The organism is Nonomuraea sp. NPDC049504 (assembly GCF_040676845.1).
GTDB lineage: Bacteria > Actinomycetota > Actinomycetes > Streptosporangiales > Streptosporangiaceae > Nonomuraea > Nonomuraea salmonea.
In genome coordinates this window covers 38619-56182 of the sequence record NZ_JBFAPT010000026.1, presented here as the reverse complement: position 1 = coordinate 56182, position 17564 = coordinate 38619, and the positions used below count along the sequence as shown (strand labels likewise).

Annotated in this window: 17 protein-coding genes; 7 read left to right on the top strand and 10 right to left on the bottom strand. The window is 72.1% G+C overall.

Annotation, left to right across the window (positions count from 1 at the left end):
• Positions 1–62: 62 nt before the first annotated feature.
• Entirely contained in the window at positions 63–1262 is a 1200-nt protein-coding gene (locus tag AB0K28_RS38875) for a cytochrome P450 (protein WP_345404369.1), read from the top strand.
• 3 nt (positions 1263–1265) lie between these two features.
• Here AB0K28_RS38875 and AB0K28_RS38870 read toward each other — a convergent pair whose 3' ends face one another.
• From AB0K28_RS38870 to AB0K28_RS38860, 3 genes are read right to left on the bottom strand one after another with little or no spacing between them, the layout of a single operon-like run.
• Positions 1266–2084 (bottom strand): carbohydrate ABC transporter permease, encoded by an 819-nt coding sequence (locus AB0K28_RS38870; protein WP_345404372.1) that lies wholly within the window; start codon positions 2082–2084, stop codon positions 1266–1268.
• A complete protein-coding gene (locus AB0K28_RS38865) occupies positions 2084–3025 on the bottom strand; it encodes a sugar ABC transporter permease (RefSeq protein WP_364380092.1) in 942 nt (313 codons plus the stop codon). The genes AB0K28_RS38870 and AB0K28_RS38865 overlap by 1 nt, the downstream gene beginning before the upstream one ends.
• 2 nt (positions 3026–3027) lie before the next feature.
• Entirely contained in the window at positions 3028–4326 is a 1299-nt protein-coding gene (locus tag AB0K28_RS38860) for an ABC transporter substrate-binding protein (protein ID WP_364380089.1), read from the bottom strand.
• Positions 4327–4444: 118 nt separating this feature from the next.
• On the opposite strand from AB0K28_RS38860, the gene AB0K28_RS38855 reads away from it, so the two are divergent.
• On the top strand, positions 4445–5443 hold the full coding sequence (locus tag AB0K28_RS38855) for a carbohydrate kinase family protein (protein WP_364380086.1): 999 nt from the start codon (positions 4445–4447) through the stop codon (positions 5441–5443).
• Positions 5440–6708 carry an alpha-glucosidase/alpha-galactosidase gene (locus tag AB0K28_RS38850; RefSeq protein WP_345404381.1) on the top strand — a complete coding sequence of 423 codons (1269 nt, stop codon included), beginning with the start codon at positions 5440–5442 and terminating at the stop codon, positions 6706–6708. The genes AB0K28_RS38855 and AB0K28_RS38850 overlap by 4 nt, the downstream gene beginning before the upstream one ends.
• Before the next feature lie 169 nt (positions 6709–6877).
• Here AB0K28_RS38850 and AB0K28_RS38845 read toward each other — a convergent pair whose 3' ends face one another.
• Positions 6878–7657: a DeoR/GlpR family DNA-binding transcription regulator gene (locus AB0K28_RS38845; protein WP_364380083.1), complete on the bottom strand. Its 780-nt coding sequence runs from the start codon at positions 7655–7657 to the stop codon at positions 6878–6880.
• An 8-nt stretch (positions 7658–7665) separates the two neighbouring features.
• Positions 7666–8964 carry an alpha-glucosidase/alpha-galactosidase gene (locus AB0K28_RS38840; protein ID WP_364380080.1) on the bottom strand — a complete coding sequence of 433 codons (1299 nt, stop codon included), beginning with the start codon at positions 8962–8964 and terminating at the stop codon, positions 7666–7668.
• A gap of 294 nt (positions 8965–9258) precedes the next feature.
• Here AB0K28_RS38840 and AB0K28_RS38835 point away from each other — a divergent pair, with 294 nt between their 5' ends.
• Entirely contained in the window at positions 9259–10548 is a 1290-nt protein-coding gene (locus AB0K28_RS38835; protein WP_364380077.1) for a BadF/BadG/BcrA/BcrD ATPase family protein, read from the top strand.
• 81 nt (positions 10549–10629) lie between these two features.
• Here AB0K28_RS38835 and AB0K28_RS38830 read toward each other — a convergent pair whose 3' ends face one another.
• On the bottom strand, positions 10630–11619 hold the full coding sequence (locus tag AB0K28_RS38830) for an MFS transporter (protein ID WP_364380074.1): 990 nt from the start codon (positions 11617–11619) through the stop codon (positions 10630–10632).
• 143 nt (positions 11620–11762) lie between these two features.
• The gene (locus tag AB0K28_RS38825; RefSeq protein WP_345404399.1) at positions 11763–12332 is read right to left on the bottom strand and encodes a TetR/AcrR family transcriptional regulator; all 570 of its coding nucleotides are present in this window, start codon (positions 12330–12332) and stop codon (positions 11763–11765) included.
• A gap of 83 nt (positions 12333–12415) precedes the next feature.
• Here AB0K28_RS38825 and AB0K28_RS38820 point away from each other — a divergent pair, with 83 nt between their 5' ends.
• From AB0K28_RS38820 to AB0K28_RS38810, 3 genes are read left to right on the top strand one after another with little or no spacing between them, the layout of a single operon-like run.
• Positions 12416–13234 carry an NAD(P)H-binding protein gene (locus tag AB0K28_RS38820; RefSeq protein WP_364380071.1) on the top strand — a complete coding sequence of 273 codons (819 nt, stop codon included), beginning with the start codon at positions 12416–12418 and terminating at the stop codon, positions 13232–13234.
• A 34-nt stretch (positions 13235–13268) separates the two neighbouring features.
• Entirely contained in the window at positions 13269–14135 is an 867-nt protein-coding gene (locus tag AB0K28_RS38815; protein WP_364380068.1) for a haloalkane dehalogenase, read from the top strand.
• Between the two features lie 31 nt (positions 14136–14166).
• Complete coding sequence (locus AB0K28_RS38810) at positions 14167–14727, top strand: TetR family transcriptional regulator (RefSeq protein ID WP_364380065.1); 561 nt, start codon at positions 14167–14169, stop codon at positions 14725–14727.
• Here AB0K28_RS38810 and AB0K28_RS38805 read toward each other — a convergent pair.
• The 3 genes from AB0K28_RS38805 to AB0K28_RS38795 all read right to left on the bottom strand — a co-directional run bounded on the left by AB0K28_RS38805 (position 14709) and on the right by AB0K28_RS38795 (position 17475).
• Complete coding sequence (locus tag AB0K28_RS38805) at positions 14709–14855, bottom strand: hypothetical protein (protein ID WP_345404408.1); 147 nt, start codon at positions 14853–14855, stop codon at positions 14709–14711. The genes AB0K28_RS38810 and AB0K28_RS38805 overlap by 19 nt on opposite strands.
• Positions 14856–15009: 154 nt before the next feature.
• A complete protein-coding gene (locus AB0K28_RS38800; protein ID WP_364380062.1) occupies positions 15010–16308 on the bottom strand; it encodes an ankyrin repeat domain-containing protein in 1299 nt (432 codons plus the stop codon).
• Between the two features lie 144 nt (positions 16309–16452).
• Complete coding sequence (locus AB0K28_RS38795; protein ID WP_364380059.1) at positions 16453–17475, bottom strand: aminotransferase class V-fold PLP-dependent enzyme; 1023 nt, start codon at positions 17473–17475, stop codon at positions 16453–16455.
• Positions 17476–17564: the final 89 nt, after the last annotated feature.

Sequence of the window (17564 nt, the reverse complement as noted above, 5' to 3'; positions counted from 1 at the left end):
GACCCGCCGCCGCGCCCGCCGCCTCCCGGACGTTTAATGAGGTCAGGGAGGAGACCTAGCTGATGACTGAAACCGCGGCGGAGATGCCCGTCTACATGCGCCGCTCGACCTTCACCCCGGATCCCGACCTCGCGCGGATCCGCGAGGAGCAGGGCGTGCGCAGGGTCAGCACCTCGTTCGGCATCGACGTCTGGATGGTGACCAGGTTCGCCGACGTCAGGGAGGTGCTGGGCGACCCCGCGCGGTTCAGCAACGCCCGCCAGCCCGGCCACCGGCCGCCGGGCGCGCCGGAGTTCAGCGACGACGAGGTGCGGCGCATGCGGGCGGGCAACCTGCTGATGTTCGACCCGCCCGAGCACACGCGGCTGCGCCGCATGCTCACCCCCGAGTTCACGATGCGCCGCATGCGCCGCCTGGAGCCGCGCGTCAAGGACATCGTCACCGCCCACCTCGACGCCATGGAGGCGGCGGGCCCGCCGGCCGACCTGGTGTCGGCGTTCGCGCTGCCGATCCCGTCGCTGGTGATCTGCGAGCTGCTCGGCGTCCCGTACGAGGACCGCGACGACTTCCAGCGCCGCAGCGGCACCACGCTCGACCTGTCGCTGCCGGTGGACCAGCGGGTCGCGGCCCAGCTGGAGTCGCGCGCCTACATGACCGAGCTGGTCGGCCGCGCACTCAAGGACCCCGGCGACGACCTGCTCGGCATGCTCGTCCGCGAGCACGGCGACGACCTGTCCGCCGACGAGCTGATCGGCATCGGCGGCCTGCTCCTGCTGGCCGGCCACGAGACCACGTCCAACATGATCGGTCTCGGCACGCTGGCGCTGCTGCGCCACCCCGAGCAGCTCGACCTGCTGCGCGAAGAGCCCGAGCGGTGGGGCGCGGCGGTCGAGGAGCTGCTGCGCTGGCTCAGCATCGTGCACTCGGGCACGTTCAAGGTGACCACCACGGACGTGGAGGTGGCGGGCGTGCGCATCCCGGAGGGCGAGCTGGTGGTCTGCGTGCTGCCGGCCGCCAACCGCGACCCCGCGCTCGTGCCCGACCCCGACCGGCTCGACGTCTCGCGCGGCGAGATGGGCCACGTCGCCTTCGGCCACGGCGTGCACCACTGCCTCGGCGCGCCGCTGGCCAGGATGGAGATGGGCATGGCCTTCCCGGCGCTGTTCGAGCGGTTCCCCGGGCTGCGCGAGGAGGGCCCGCCCGCGGAGTTCCGCTCGTTCAACATCGTGTACGGCCTCACCTCGCTCCCCGTCGCCTGGTAGCGCTCAGCCCTTGAGCCCGGTGAACGTCATGGTGGCGACGAACTGCCGCTGCGCCGCGACGAACCCGACGATCAGCGGCAGCGTCGCCACCACGTTCCCGGCCATGAGCAGCGACCACTGGGTGTGCCTGGTGCCCTGGAAGTTGGCCAGGCCGAGCTGGATCGTGTAGTTGCTCTCGTCGCTGATGGCGATGAGCGGCCAGATGAGGTCGTTCCACGAGCCGAGCAGGGTGAAGACGGTCAGCGTGGCCAGCGCGGGCTTGGCCAGCGGCAGCACCACCCGCCAGAACACGCCGAAGGTCGTGCACCCGTCGATGCGGGCGGCGTCCTCCAGCTCGGCGGGCAGCGACAGGAAGAACTGCCGCATCAGGAAGATCCCGAACGCCGACGCCAGCCACGGCACGAACGCCGCCGCCAGCGTGTCGATCAGGCCGAGCCGGCTGAACATCACGTACGTCGGGATCATCAGCAGCTGCGTCGGGATCATGATGGTCGCCAGGATCATCAGGAACCCGGCCTGCTTGCCGAAGAACTTCAGCCGGGCGAAGCCGTACCCGGCCATCGAGCACAGGATCAGGTGCGCCACGACCGCGACCGCTGCCACGATCACCGTGTTGAGCAGCCACAGCAGCGCCGGCGACTGGCTGAACAGGCCGGCGAACCCGTCGAGGGTCAGCCGGCTCGGGATGAAGCGGGGCGGGAAGCGGTTGATGTCGCTGTCCGGCATGAACGCGGTCAGCACCATCTGCACCAGCGGCAGCGCGAACAGCAGCGCCAGCGGCATCAGCAGCAGGTGCCACGGGCTGAACGGCAGGCGTCGCATCAGAAGGCCTCGATCTTGCTGCGCCGGGAGTAGAGGATCATCCCGACGGTGATGAGCATGGTGGCGGCGAACAGCCCGTACGCGACGGCCGAGCCGTAGCCGAACTTCGTGAGCTTGAACGCCTGGGTGTAGACGTAGTAGACGATCGTCTGGGTGGCGCCCAGCGGGCCGCCCCTGGTGGTGGTGAAGACCAGGTCGAACAACTGCAGCGCGGTGATCGTCTGCCAGATGGAGGTGAAGACGGTCACCGGGCCGAGCTGCGGCATCGTGACGTGCCGGAAGACCTGCCTGCGGTTGGCGCCGTCCATGCGGGCCGCCTCGACCACGTCCTTCGGGATGTCCTGCAGCGCGGCCAGATAGACCACCACGGTGAAGCCGACCTGTCCCCACAGCGCGATCAGGCAGATCACCGCGAGCGCCTGCGACTGGCTCTCCAGGAACTGCTGCTGCGGCAGGCCGAGCGTGCGCAGGACGCTGTTGGCGGCGCCGTACTGCGGGTTGAAGACGAAGTTCGCCAGGATGCCGGTGGCCGCCGCCGACGCCACGAACGGGATGAAGATGCACGTACGGTAGAAGCCGACCAGCTTGATCGGCCGGTTCAGCGCGACGGCGACGAGCATGCCGAGGAAGATCGACGCCGGCACGAAGAGCACCGTGAACACCAGCGTGTGCCGCACGGCCGCGAGCAGGTCCGGGTCCTGGGCCATGAGCTCGTAGTTCAGCCAGCCGATCGGTTTGGCGGGGGAGATGCCGTTCCACTTCTGCCGCGAGATGAGGAACGCCCACACCGCCGGGAAGATCGACAGGCCCACCACGAGCACCGTGGCCGGGCCGGCGAAGCCCCACCCGGTCAGGGTGCGGTGCAGCCACCGCACCCTGCCGGACGGCGGTGCCGAGACGTGGGCGGCCGGTCGCCGGCGCCCGGCGAACAACACCGACATCGTCAGCCCCCGGCCAGCGCGATGGCCGACTTCTGCGCCGCCTCGTCGAGGGCCTGCTTGGGCGGCGCCGCGCCCTGCATGGCCTTGGCGATGGCCTCGCCGACGTGCCGCGACATCTCCACGTAGCCGCTGACCGTGGGCCTGGCCTGCTTGGCGTTGGCCAGGTTGGCGACCATCTTCTCGGCGCCCGGGTACTCCTTGACGTACTTCTCGTACTCGGGCAGTTTCGTCTCCGAGTTGCGCAGCGGCAGGTTGCCCTGGGTGAGGTTCCACTGGGCGTCGCCCTCGGCCGAGGTGAGCCACTTGATCAGCTCGAACGACCAGTAGGCCCGGTTGGCGTCGCCGTTGTCGAACAGCGTCCACAGGTCGGGGCCCGAGACGGTCTGGTGGTCGCCGTTCGTGCCGGGCAGGAAGGCCACGCCGTAGTCGGTCTTCTTCTGCTTGAGGTCGTACAGCGACCAGGGCCCGTTGATGATCATGCCGATGCGGCCGTCCGCGAACAGCGGCGCGTAGCGCTCGTCGGTCTGGTCGAGGTAGACGCTCTTGTCGTCCACCGCCATCGCCCGCAGGAACTCCAGCGCGTCCACGCCGGCCTGCGAGTTGAACGCGGCCTTCTTCTGGTCCTGCGACAGGATGCTGCCGCCGCGCTGCCACAGCAGCGGCCAGAAGTGCCAGGTCGTGTCCTCGGAGGCGCTCACCGAGTACGCGGTGCCGTAGATCTTCTCCGCCGGGTCGGTGAGCTTCTTGGCCGCCGCGCGGAAGTCGTCCCAGGTCCATTCGTCGGTCGGGTACGCCACGCCCTTGGCGTCGAAGAGCTTCTTGTTGTAGAGCAGCGAGAGGTTGTCCACGATCGCGGGGAAGCCGATGACCTGCCCGTTCGGCGTCGCGGTCGTGCGGGCCGCCTCGGGGAACTCCGCCCACTTGACCGCCGGGTCCTTCACCTTCTCCGTCAGGTCGAGCGTCTTGCCCGACTCCTGTAGCTGCGAGGCCCAGCTTCCGAAAGCGTAGGAGATGTCGGGGTAGACGCCGCTGGCGAAGCCGGCGGAGAGCTTCTGCAGCAGGTCGTCGGTGGTCGAGGCGCCGGAGGAGACCTCGATCGTCACGTTGGGATGCTGCTGGGTGAACGTCGCCGCCAGCCCTTCGAGGACTTTCTCGGCGTCCGCCGTCTGGCCCGTCCACCAGGTGAGCTTCACCTTCGCCTGCGGGTCCACCGTCTTCGCGCCCTCCTGCGCCGACCCTCCGCAGCCCCCGGCCGCCAGGACGATCGCCGCGACCAGGGCCGCCGCGGTTCTTCTTCGCACTGTGGATGCTCCTCCCGGAATGATTGGAGCCAATCATGGTTACTTTCGAAGTCTTGTCAATACCTTCGAAAAATCGCAAGGCTTGACAAGCTTTCACAACACCTGAAACGGTGCCGTGGTGTCCAGAACGACCTTCGACCTGCTTGTCGTCGGCGACGCCAACCCGGACGTGATCGTCTCCGGCGCGCCTCGCCATCCCGAGTTCGGCCAGCGGGAACAACTCGTCCCCGCCGCCGGCCTGGTGCTCGGCGGCTCCGGTGCGATCACCGCGTACGGCGCCGCCCGGCTCGGCCTGCGCACCGCGTTCGTCGGCCGGGTGGGGGACGACCCCGCCGGAGCCTTCGTCCTGGACGCCCTGCGCTCCGGCGGCGTCGACGTCTCCGCCTGCGTCGTCGACCCCGACGTGCCCACCGCCATGACCGTGGTGCTCGTGGACGGCGACGACCGGGCCATCCTCACCGCCTCCGGCTGCCTCGACCGGCTCGGCGCCGGCGACGTGCCGCGCGGGCTGCTGGAGCGGGCCGCGCACGTCCACGTGTCGTCGTACTTCCTCCAGCCGCGGCTCGCCGCCGGGCTCGCCGGGCTGTTCGGGCTGGCCAGGGCGGCCGGGGCGTCCACCTCGCTCGACACCAACGACGACCCGGCGGGACGGTGGGCGGGCCTCGCCGAGGTCCTGCCCGTCACCGACGTCCTGCTCCCGAACGAAGCCGAAGCCCTCGCCATCGCCACCGCCGTCGCGGGCCCTGTCGCGGGCGCTGTCGGGGGCGCAGCCGGGGGCGCAGTCGAGAGCGCTGCCGAGGGCGCTGCCGGGGGCGCTGAGCTGGATTGGGCCGTACGGGAGCTGGCCTCCCTCGGCACGCTGCCCGTCGTCAAGCGCGGCGCGCTCGGCGCGCTCGCCTTCGCCGACGGAGAGCCCGCCGAGGTGCCCGCCACCCCCGCCACCGTCGTGGACGCCGTCGGCGCGGGCGACAGCTTCAACGCCGGCCTGCTCGCCGCGCTCCTGCGCGGCCTGCCGCTCAAACAGGCCATGACCGTGGCCGTGACCTGCGGCACCCTCTCCACCCGCGCCGCCGGGGGCACCGCGGCCCAGCCCACCTGGGAGGAAGCAACCACATGAAGAAGATCGTGTTCGTCGGGGCGGGAAGCGTCGTCTTCACCCAGGGGCTGCTCGCCGACCTGGTCGCCTTCCCCGAACTGCGCGGCATGCGCATCGCCCTGCACGACATCGACCCCGAGCGCCTGGAGGTCGCCGAGGCCGTCGCCCGCCGCATCACCGGCGACGCCGCCGTCGTCACCGCCCACCTCGACCGCCGCGCGGCGCTCGACGGCGCCGACTTCGTCATCAACATGGTGCAGGTCGGCGGTTACGACGCCACGGTGACCGACTTCGAGATCCCCGCCAGGTACGGGCTGCGCCAGACCATCGCCGACACCATCGGCGCCGGCGGCGTCTTCCGCGCCCTGCGCACCTTCCCCCTGCTCGACGCCCTCGCCGCCGACATCCGTGCCGTCTGCCCCGACGCGCTGCTGCTCAACTACACCAACCCGATGGCCATGAACGTCTGGTACCTGTCGGGCAAGGTCAAGAACGTCGTCGGCCTCTGCCACTCCGTCTACTGGACCATGCGAGGGCTGGCCGACCTGGTGTCGGTGCCGTACGACGAGGTCTCGTACGTCGCGGCCGGCGTCAACCACCAGGCGTGGGTGCTGCGCTTCGAGCGCGACGGCGAGAACCTCTACCCCCGGCTCGACGCCGACGACCCCGAGCTGCGGCGGCGGGTCAGGATCGACATGTACCGGCGGCTCGGCTACTACCCGACCGAGACCAGCGAGCACTCCGCCGAGTACGTGCCGTGGCTCATGCACCACGACGGCGAGCTCGACCGGCTGCGCATCCCCGTCGGCGAGTACCTGCGGGTCAGCGAGGAGAACGTGGCCGAGTACAAGCGCACCCGCGACCTCGTACGCGGCGGGGGCGAGCTCGACATCGCCGGCACCGACGAGTACGCGCCGCAAATCATCCACAGCGTCGTCACCGGCACGCCGCGCGTCGTCTACGGCAACGTCGTCAACGACGGCCTCATCTCGAACCTGCCGCCCGGCTGCGTCGTCGAGGTGCCCTGCGCGGTGGACGCCACCGGCGTCCGCCCCACCGCCGTGGGCGCGCTGCCCCCGCAGTGCGCGGCCCTGAACAGGGCTTACGTGAGCGTCAACGAGCTGACGGTACGGGCGGCGCAGGAGGGCGACCCCCGCCTGGTCAGGCACGCCCTGATGGTGGACCCGAACACGGCCGCCTCACTCACCCTCGACGAGATCTGGTCGATGGCCGACGACCTCACCCGCGCCCACGGCGACCTCCTGCCAGAGGCACTCCGCGCCTGACCGCCTCCTGGCGGTGAGGCGATTCCCGCCGCCCGCCTGGCGCCTGACCCGCCGCCTGCTCGGCGCCTGATGCGCGCCGGCTTCCGGGCCTCGCCCGCCGCCCGGGCCCCGCCGCGACCAGCGGGGCCCGGGCACCGGGGACGGTCGGCGAGGGGCCCGATGGATCCGCTCAGCGGGCGACTTCGACCTCCAGCCCCTTGTCGCGCAGCGCCGCCACGCACTCGGGATCGGCCGACTCCCCGGTGATCAGCAGATCGATCTCCCCGATCGCGCAGATGGGCGCCATCTCCACCACACCCAGCTTCGACGCGTCCGCCACCAGGATCTTCCTGGCCGCCGCCCGCAACATCCGCTGCTTCATCTCGGCGTCGGGCAGGCTCACGTTCGTCACCCCGGCCACCGGATCGACCCCGCCGCAGCCCAGGATCACCGTGTGCGCCCTGATCCCCTCAAGCAGCTTGCCGCCCAGCGGATCGACCAGCGAATGCTGCTGGCGGCGCAGGCTCCCGCCGGTCACCACGACCGAGATGCGGGGCAACGCGGGCTCCAGCTCCAGCGCCGTACGCAACCCGTTGGTGAACACCGTCACCTCGGTCAGCTCCGAGCGCGCCACCAGCTCGCGCGCCACGTAGGACGTGGTCGTGCCCGCCCCCATCAGCACCGACTCGCCGGACGTCACCAGCCGCGCCGCCACCTTCGCGATCAGCGACTTCTCCACCGCCGCCGTGCCCAGCGACAGCTCGAACGACGGCTCCACATGCGGGGCGGGACCGGCCGCCATCGCCCCGCCGCGCACCCGGCGTACCTTGCCCTGCTCCTCCAGCGCGTCGAGGTCGGCGCGCACGGTCACGCTCGACACCCCGAACGCCTCGGCCAGCTCCGCCACCCGCGCGAACTCCTGCTCGGTGAGCAGCGCCAGCATGCGCTCGCGGCGCACCTCCGTCGGCATCGACTCCATCAGGCACGGACCGCCGGGGGCAGCAGGTCGCCGTGCGCCTCGATGAGCTCGTCGCACAGCGCCTTGATCGCGGGCAGCGCCAACGTGGCGGCGGTGTTGGGGTCGAGCATCGCCGCATGATAGACGTGCGAACGATCACCGTCGAGCGCCGCCCGTACGGTCAGCTCCACCACGTTCAGGAACGTCCTGTTGAGCGCGGCGAGCTGCACCGGCAGGTCGCCGACGGCCCGCGGCCGCGCACCCGCCGCACCGACCACCGCCGGCACCTCCACACAACACCCCTCAGGCAGGTTGCCGATCAGGCCCCGGTTGGCCACGTTGACGTAGATCTCCTTCTCCTCGCCGGTCAGCATCGCCAGGATCATCGCCGCCGCCGGCTCCTGGTGCTGCCACCGGATCAGCAGCGGGTGGCCCGCCGACAGGGCGCGCCGCGTCTCCTCGTACAGGTGCAGGCTCTTGCCGACGCGCCGCAGGTATTCCTCGACCGGCACGCCCAGCCGGGCGGTCTCGTCGGGGTGGCGCATGATCCAGGGGACGTACTCGGCGGCGTGCTCGCTCGACTGCGTCGGGAAGTAGCCGAACGTACGGTAGAGCTCGGCGCGTACGTGCCGCCGTAGCTGCGGGTCGGCCTCCAGCACCGCGTCCAGCTCGGGATAGAGCGACCGCCCGCCCGCCTCGAACCGCAGCACGAACGACTGGTGATTGAGCCCGGCGCTGAGAAAGCTCACCTCATCCTCATCGCGCCCCACAAGGTCGGCCAGGTACGCGTGCGTGTCGCACACCGCGTGACACAACCCGGCGAACCGCTCGTACCCGGTCGCCTCGTGCACCGCCCACCCGGTCATCGCCATCGGGTCGCTGCAGCTCAGCAGCCAGGCGTCCGGGCACTCGTCGGCCATCTGCCGCGCCAGCTCGACCAGCACGGGGATGGTCCGCAGCCCGCGGAAGATCCCCCCGATGCCGATGGTGTCGCCGATGGTCTGCCGAAGTCCGTACCGGTGCGGGATCTCGAAGTCCCGCAACGTCGCCTCGAACCCGCCGATGTCGAGATGACTCACCACGAAATCGGCACCTCTGAGCGCCTGCCGCCGATCGAACACGCTGCGGATCTTCGCCTCGGACCCCGCCTCCGCGTCGATCGCCCGCACCAGCCGCTCGGTCGTCACCAGCTTCCCGGGATCGTCATCATGGAGCACGATCTCCAGCTCGCCCCGCAGCCCGGCCCCCAGCACCAGCGCGGACACCACGCGGCGCGTCAACTCCACGTCACCGACCCCGATGAACACGACCCGCGCCATTTCCGCAGTATCCCACGCTCCGCCAGGCGAGAGGACGGCCCAGCCCACCGTGCGCACCCAGCCGCCCCAGCGGCCCCGGCGGGGCCAGCGGGACGACGCCGGCCGGTCGGATCAGCACGTCGGGGTCGGCGGGGACCGGGACGCAGGGGACTGGGTCGGCGGGGTGGGTCGGTTATTGGGTGGGGTTGGCGAGATGGGCCGGTCGGCTCGGCTGAGGCTGAGGCTGGGGGTGGTGGGGTCGGGTCGAGTACAGTGCGCGCCAACCCCCAGCCTCAGCGCGACAAGAGAGCGACCATGGACCTCTTCCTCGGCATCGACGCCGGCGGCACCTCCACGCGTGCCCTGCTCACCACGTCCACCGGCGAACGCGCCGGCTACGGCCTGGCCGGTGGCGGGAACCCCGCCGCACACGGCGTAGATGCCGCACTCGCCGAGATCACCACCGCCGTCAAGCAAGCGCTCGGCGCGACCGATCCCGGCCGGGTGGTGAACGGGGTGATCGGCCTCGCCGGCCTCGGCGCGTTGGAGGACCCCGCCGTGCACGCCGCCTTCACCCGCGCCTGGGCCGACTGCGGCCTGCACTTCCCGGTGCGCGGCGTCGAAGACCCTCTGCTCGCTTTCGTAGCCGGCACCCCTGACCCCTCGGGCCACGTCCTCTTGTCGGGGACAGGAGCCGTAGCCCTGCGCGTAGCGGACAGACGGGTCACGGAGGTCGCCGACGGCCAGGGCTGGCTGCTGGGCGACGAAGGCTCCGGCTTCTGGCTCGGCCGCGCCGCCGCCCGCCACGCCATCCGCCACCTCACCACCCCACCAACCCATCCCATGCCCGACATGTCGGGTAACAACTCGGCCCGGTCGGGAGCCAACGAAATCGGAGACTGCTCCCCGGCAGGACAACCTGACGCCGTCCATGCACCCGTGGACGATGCGGCCCAACCTGCGGTGGGGAGCGCGGGCGGCCTCGACGCCGGGGGTCACTCGGGCTCTGTGGGAGGTCTGGGCAAGGCCGGGGCCCGCTCAGGTTCGGTGGGGAGCGTGGGGGAGGACGGGGGTCGCCCGGGGTCGGCTGGGAGTGCTCGGGACGCTACGGCCCGCTCCGGCTGCTCACCGGTGAAGGTGGGGGGCCGCGTTCGCGGCTCGGGCGTTGCCGGGGCGGAGGGTGAGCTGGCGCGGTTGGTTGCTGAGGCGGTGCTTGGGCCTGGGGTGGAGTTGAGCTCGCGTACCGCTGATCTGATGATCATACGGGCGCAGGCGGCGCCCGTGACGACGCTCGCGCCGCTGGCACCGCTCGTCGGGCAGGCCGCTGAGGCGGGTGACCCGGCGGCTGCCGCGATCCTCGAGTCGGCCGCCGATCGGCTGCTGGCCACGCTGGCCAGGGTTCGGGCGCCTGAGGAGACGTCGCCGATCGTGCTGGCCGGTGGCGTTCTGACGGCGCAGGGACCGCTGCGCGAGCGCGTCCGGCGGTTGTGTGAGGAGCGGTGGGCCACCTCGGTCGCCATCGCCGGTGACACGGCCGCCGCAGCGGCCTGGCTTGCCGCCGGGGCTCACGGCGCTCACGCCAACTGGCTCGCCAGCGGCTCCTGAGCCACCACGCACCCCAGTTCATCGCTCGGCGAACGCCATGACAGTTCCCGTCACGGTGGGCGCTGAGCCGGCCGGCTTCGGTCAGAGCTGGGTCTGCTCAATGTCCCGGAGGCCGTGTAGGGCGCGCCACGTCGGCAGGGGCGACAGGAGGATGATCACGGCGGCGGTCCAGAGCGCCGCTCGTACCCCTGCGGCCTCCGCCAGTACGCCGCCCAGCAGGGCGCCCGCGGGGAAGATGCCGGTCACGAAGCAGCGCATGGTGGCGTTCACCCGGCCGAGCAGCCGGTCGGGGCAGAGTCGCTGGCGCAGGGTGACGCTCGTGATGGCGTACACGATCTGTCCCAGCTCGCCCGCGGCGGTGCCGAGCACGAGCAGGGCGACGCCCCAGCCGGAGGTGGCGAGCGGCGTGAGCAGCCCGGCGGGCCCGGTCACCGCCAGGCAGAGCCAGACGATCCGCGCCGAACCGTACCGACGGGCCAAGAACGGGGGGATGGCGGCGCCCAGCATCACGGTGATCGAGCCGAGCGCGAGCACCGCGCCGATCGCGGCGGGCGGGAGGCCGAGCGTACGGACCATGAAGACGAACCCGGCCGCCGAGGCGACGCCGAAGGAGAGGTTGCCGGCCGCGCTCGTCACGAGCAGCGCGCGCAGCACGCGGGCCCGCGCCACGAACGCCAGCCCCTCCCGGATCTGCCTCGCCAACCCGCTCCCGGCGGCCGCGGGCGGGACGGCGGGCTCGCGGGCGGCGATCGCCAGCAGCGACCCGGCCGACACGGCGAACGCGGCGGCCTGCACCAGCACCACGTTCGCGGCGCCGACGAGCGTGGTCGCCCAGCCGCCGAGGCCGGGCCCGGCGAGCTGGCCGCCCGCCCGGATGGTCTCCATGGCGGCGTTGCCCTTGAGCAGGTCAGGACCGGCGACGGACGGCAGGTAGCTCTGGTAGCCGACGTCGAAGAACACCCGGGCGACGCCGGTGAGCAGCGGGATCGCGACGGCGCTGACCTGGGCGCCGAGCTGGCTGGTGGTCTGCCCGAGCAGCAGCAGGCGGAAGTCGCGCGAGGCGGTGGACATGCGGGCCTCCGGAGAGCCGATGGATACGGCCCCCACCACCCGCGGGCCCCGGAAAGGCGTCGCTAGGGGAGGGGGACGTTACCGCCCTCCGGCCCGCGGGTCAAACGGCGAGCGAGTCGATCCAGCGCTCCAGACGGCGTCGCTCAAACGGCGAGTGAGTCGATCCAGCGCTCCAGGCGGTGTCCCTCCACGGTCATCAGCTCGGGATCGCGGAAGGTGTTGGTGAGCAGGGCGACGCCCTGGTAGGAGGCGAACAGCCCGACGGCCAGCTCTCGCGCGTCCGCCCGCCCCATGGCCGCGAACTGCGTCTCCACCCAGTCGAGCAGCCGCCGCATCACCCCGGCGATCGCCTTGTCCAGGCCGTCGTCGCGCTTGTCCAGCTCGGAGGCGAGGGTGCCGGTGGGGCAGCCGTAGCGGGCGGTGACGTCGGGTCGGCTCATCCAGCCGCGCAGCAGCGCCTTGAGGCGTTCCTGCGGGGTGGGGAGTTGTTCGAGGCCGGCGATCAGGGTGTCGAGCTCGCGGCCGTGCTCGCCGATGGCGGCCTGGATGAGCTGGTCCTTCGTCTTGAAGTAGTAGTAGACGTTGCCCACGGGGACGTCGGCGGCCCGCGCGATGTCGGCCAGGGTCGTCTTCTCGACCCCGCGCTCGTGCAGCACCTGTACGGCGGCGCCCGCCAGCCGCTCCCGCTTTCCCGGCCGCTTTGAGTCAGTCACCTGACTAACTATAGACAGCCCAGCTCCCCGCCCGCTATGGTCTCCGTTCTAAGTCAGTCAACTAACTAAGAACTGAGGTCTTCATGTACGTCGTCACGGGTGCCACAGGGAACGTCGGCGCCGAGGTCGTCCGCCTGCTCGCCGCCGCGGGAGAGCAGGTCACCGCCGTCTCACGGAACCCCGCGCCGCAGCCGGCGGGCGTCCGGCACGTCGCGGCCGACCTCGGCGATCCGGCCAGCCTCGAGGCCGCCTTCGCCGGGGCGAGCACGTTGTTCCTGCTGGTCGCCGGGCAGGAGCCGGAGGCCGTCCTGAAGACGGCTCAGAGCGCGGGCATCCGGCGCGTCGTCCTGCTCTCCTCGCAGGGCGCGGGAACCAGACCCGGCCTGTACGCGCACCCGGCCGCCTTCGAGGCCGCCGTCCGCGCATCCGGCCTGCAGTGGACGATCCTGCGCCCCGGCGGCTTCTTCACCAACACGCTGGCCTGGGCCGGATCCGTGCGCGCGGGCCGGACGGCCGCCGCGCCGTTCGCCGACACCGCGCTGCCGTTCATCGACCCGGCCGACATCGCCGAGGTCGCGGCCACGGTGCTGCGGCAGGACGGGCACGCGGGCCGGACGTACGTGCTCACCGGACCCGAGCCGATCACCCCGCGCGAGCGGGCCGCGGCACTCGGGCGGGCGCTCGGCACCGAGGTGCGCTTCATCGAGCAGACCAGGGACGAGGCCCACGCCGAGATGACGCGGTTCATGCCCCTGGAGGCCGTCGAGGCCACTCTGTCCGTCCTCGGCACGCCCACGTCCGCCGAGCAGCGGGTCAGCCCCGACGTGGCCGCCGTCCTGGGCCGCGCACCGCGCACGTTCGCCGACTGGGCGGCCCGCCACGCCGCCGCCTTCCGCCCCTGACCACCACCGACATCGCCACAGAAAGGGCCGCATCATGCCCGTGACCCGCATCCTCGACTCCACCATCCACCACCGGGAGACCGGCGCGGGGCAGCCGATCGTGTTCCTGCACGGCAACCCGACCTCCTCCCACCTCTGGCGCAATGTCATGCCCGCCGTCGCAGAGGGCCGCCGCCTGGCGCCCGACCTCATCGGCATGGGCGAGTCCGGCAAGCCGGACATCGACTACACGTTCGCCGACCACGCCGCGTACCTGGACGCCTGGTTCGACGCGCTGGACCTGGACGACGTGCTGCTCGTCGGCCACGATTGGGGCGGCGCGCTGGCCTTCGACTGGGCCGCCCGCCACCAGGACAGGGTCAGGGGCATCGTCGTCACCGAGGCCGTCATCAAGCCGATGACCTGGGAGGAGTTCCCCGAAGGAGGCCGCGACCTGTTCAGGGCGATCAAGACGCCGGGCACCGGCGAGAAGATGATCCTCGACGACCCCGGCCACCTGCGCCGCTCCCTGCCCGCCACCGTCGCCACCCCGCTGGAGGAGGACGACCTTGGGGCCTACCTGGCGCCGTACCCGACGCGGGAGAGCCGCCGCCCGCTGCTGCGCTGGATGCGGTCGCTGCCGCTCGGCGGCGAGCCCGCCGACGTGGTGGCCAGGATCGAGACGTTCGGGAGGTGGGCGGCGGCGAGCGCGGACGTCCCCAAGCTGGTGCTCGCCTTCCGTCCCGGCCCGGGGGCGATGTGGACGCGGGAGACGCTCGCCTGGTGCGCGGCGAACCTCGCCGCCGTCGAGATCGTCGAGCGTCCGGAGACAGCCGGCCACCACACCCCGGAGGACCGGCCGCAGGCCATCGCGGAGGCCGTCACGGCGGCCAACACGGCATGGCGGCACATGCTCGTCTAAGTCGTACAAGCGTTGGCCTACACTTGTTGACATGCCGTTCACAGAGAGGTCGGCGGCGACCAGGAACGCGATCCTCGCCGCCGCCAGGAAACTGCTCATCGAACGGGGCTACGAAGCCATGACGATCAGGGCGGTCGCCTCGATGGTCGGCGTCGACCCCTCGATGGTCATGCGCTACCACGGCAGCAAGGCCGGGCTGTTCAGCGCGGCCGTGGACGTCGACCTGCGGCTCGGCGCCGTGGGGGAGCCGCAGGCCGACCGGCTGGGCGAGCTGCTCGTCCGGCACTTCCTGGCCCGCTGGGAGGGTGAGCTGTCCGATGACGTGCTGGTCCTGCTGCTGCGCTCGGCCAGCACCAACCCCATGGCGGCCGAGCGCATGCGCGAGGTCTTCCAGGAGCAGATCGCCGGCTTCGTCACCCAGGTGACCAACGCGCCCGACGCGGCTTACCGGGCCGGGCTGGTCAGCACCCAGCTGCTCGGCCTCGCCCTGACCCGTTACGTCCTGTGCCTGCCGCCGATGGCCGAGGCCGAGGTGGAGGACCTGGTCCGCGACATCGGCCCCGTGGTGCAGGGTTATCTCGCCGGGCCTTGAGCGGAGACGTGCAGCATCTCGCCCACCTTGCGGTAGCCGACCCGCAGGTAGACGCCGGCCGCCCGGTCGTCGGCCGGGGTGAGGAACGGCGGCGTGATGCCGGCTTTCGGGGGAGTCGAGCCGGTCAAGCGTAGCCGTGAGAGTCTCAACGCGAGAAGCCCGCAGATGGCCGTGGCCGCGTGCGTACGGCGGTCGACGACGGCGGCGCACACCTGCCACCAAGGCCCCGACAGGACGTGCGCCCCGGCGGGCCGTGTGGGAGCGCCGCCGTGCCCTGCCCGATCAGCTCTCGCGGGCGAGGAGCAGCGCGTCGATGGCGGTGTCGCCGGTCGGCGGGCGATGCCGGGTGGGGGCGCCGGCCTCGACCAGCGCTCGTACCGTGCCGGGGTAGTCGCCGTCCTCGGCCCGGTTGTTCCGCAGTCCCCACAGCGCGCAGTCGAGCGGCGTCGGCCCCTCATCGTCGAACGCGCAGTCCTCAAGGTCCGCCCCGCGTTCGATCAGCAGCCGTACGGTGGCCGTCCGCCCCTGCATGGCCGCCTGGTCGAGCGGCGTGAAGTTGCTGTAGCCCCGCGTGTCCACCGCCATCCCGGCGTCCAGCAGCGCCCGCACCACCTCGGTCCGGCCGAGCAGCGCGAACTGCCCCAGCAGCCAGCCGAAGTCGCCGTCGTGCGGCACGCCCAGCACCGGCACCGGCGCGACCGGCAGGCGGGCCGACTCGCCGCGCGCCACCGCCAGCACCGCCGCGTCCACCGGGTCGAGCTCGGCGGTCGCGCCGCGCGAGAGCAGCAGCTCGTACGCCGCCAGGTGCCCGCAGCGGGCGGCCAGCGCCAGCGGGCGGCGGCCGGCGTCCCAGCGGTCCCAGGGCAGGTCGATCCGGGCGCCCGCGTCCAGCAGGATCGTCAGGATCGTGGTGCTCCTGCCCCGGACGATCGCGTGGTGCAGCGCGTGGGCGGCGTTCACGTCGGCCCCGTGCGCGAGGAACCAGCGCAGCCCGTCGGCGTCCTCGAAGTCCAGCTTGCGGACGATCAGCCGCTCGAAGCCCGGCCGGTACAGCAGGTCGAGGAACGCGGTGCCGGACTGCTCGCAGGCGTGGTAGAAGGCGTCCTCGTCCGGCGTGGCGCCGTGGTCGACGAGGAGGCGGGCGAGGCGCAGGTCACGGCGTTCGACCGCGTCGAACAGCGCCGTGCGCCGCCACTCGCCGCCGTTCTCCGGCGTGTGCGCGCCGGGGTCGGCGCCCGCGTCGAGCAGGAGGCGGGCGCACTCGCGGACGCGGGACTCCGGCGCGGTGGCGCGGCGCAGCAGCACGAGCAGCGGGTCGAGCCCGCCGACCGGCTCCCGCGCGGCGTCCCCGGTGGCGAGCAGGCTGGTCAGGGTGGCCGGGTCGGCGAGGACGAGGGCGCGTTCGATGCCGTCGAGCGAGGTCGCGCGGACGTGCTCGACCAGGCGGGGCCAGCTCGGGAAGCCGTAGGCGCGCGCCAGCTCGTGCTGGGCGCGGCTGAGCGGGATGCCGCGCTCGCGTTTGCGGGCCTTGGCCTGCTTGCGCAGGTGCTCAAGGGATGGGCGCGTGGGTAGCTCGGACACGGCGAACCTCCGTCTGCCCGGGTCCGCGTGCACGGGACGAGGTCCGTCGGTCGTGTGAGGTCGTGCTGCCGGTGGGATCGTCCCTGCCCCGCGGACCGGATGCGCCCGGCGAACGCGCCCCCATCCTAACCCCGCCCCCGCCTTTCAAGGCGTGGTCAGGGCCGCGACGGCGCGGTCGACGTCCTCCTCCGTGGTGTAGAGGTGGAAGCTGGCGCGGACCTTGCCCTCGCGCACCGCCGCGCGCAACCCCGCCGCCTCCAGCCGCCCGCCGGGTGCGTCCACCGAGACGATCGCCGAGTCCGACGGCTCCAGGCCGAGTCCCGCCCTGAACCGGTTGGCCAGCGCCACGTCATGGTCCCTGATCCGCTCGACGCCGATCTCGTTGATCAGCTCGATCGCGGGCGCCGCGCCGACGTAGCAGAACCAGGCCGGCGACAGGTCGAACGCGCGGGCGTCGGACGCCAGCCGCACGGGCGGGCCGTAGTAGGAGCCGCCCTCGTCGGCGCCCGCGTACCAGCCGGCGGCCAGCGGGCGCATCCGCTCGCGCACCCGCGGCGACAGGTACGCGAACGCCGCCCCGCGCGGCGACATCAGCCACTTGTACGCCGCGCACGCCAGCACGTCCACATCCGAGACGTCCACCGGCAGCCAGCCGCACGCCTGCGAGCCGTCCGCGATGACCAGCGCGTCATGGGCGCGGGCGGCGGCCACGACGTCGGCGAGCGGCGTCACGTACCCGGTGAGCGACTGCACGAGGCTGAACGCGACCGCCGCGGTGCCCGGCGTGATCGCGTCGGCCAGCCGGTCGGCGGGCACCGTCACCACGTCGGCGGCCACCGCCCACGGGAACAGGTTGCTGGTGAACTCGATCTCCGGCACCACCACCCTGGCCCCAGGCGGGAGCGCGGTGGCGACGAGCGACATGAGCTGGGAAACCGTCGAGCCGATGGTCACGTCCGCGGTCCGCGCGCCGACCAGCTCGGCGAACGCCGCCCGGGACCGTCCGACGGAGGCGTCCCACGGCTTCCAGTCGCTGGTGCCGTGCCGCCAGTCGGCCTGCACGGCCTGCAACTCCTCGACGGCGCGGCGGGGCGGCAGGCCGTAGGAGGCGGTGTTGAGCCAGCCGGGCGCGGCGTCCCAGAGCTTCGCGGCAGCGGCGATGTCCATGTGATCAGCCTAGGACGAGCCTCGCGCAAAACCGGACAATCCGAAAAGTTATGACTATTGGAGTATTGACATGACTAATCGCTACAAGC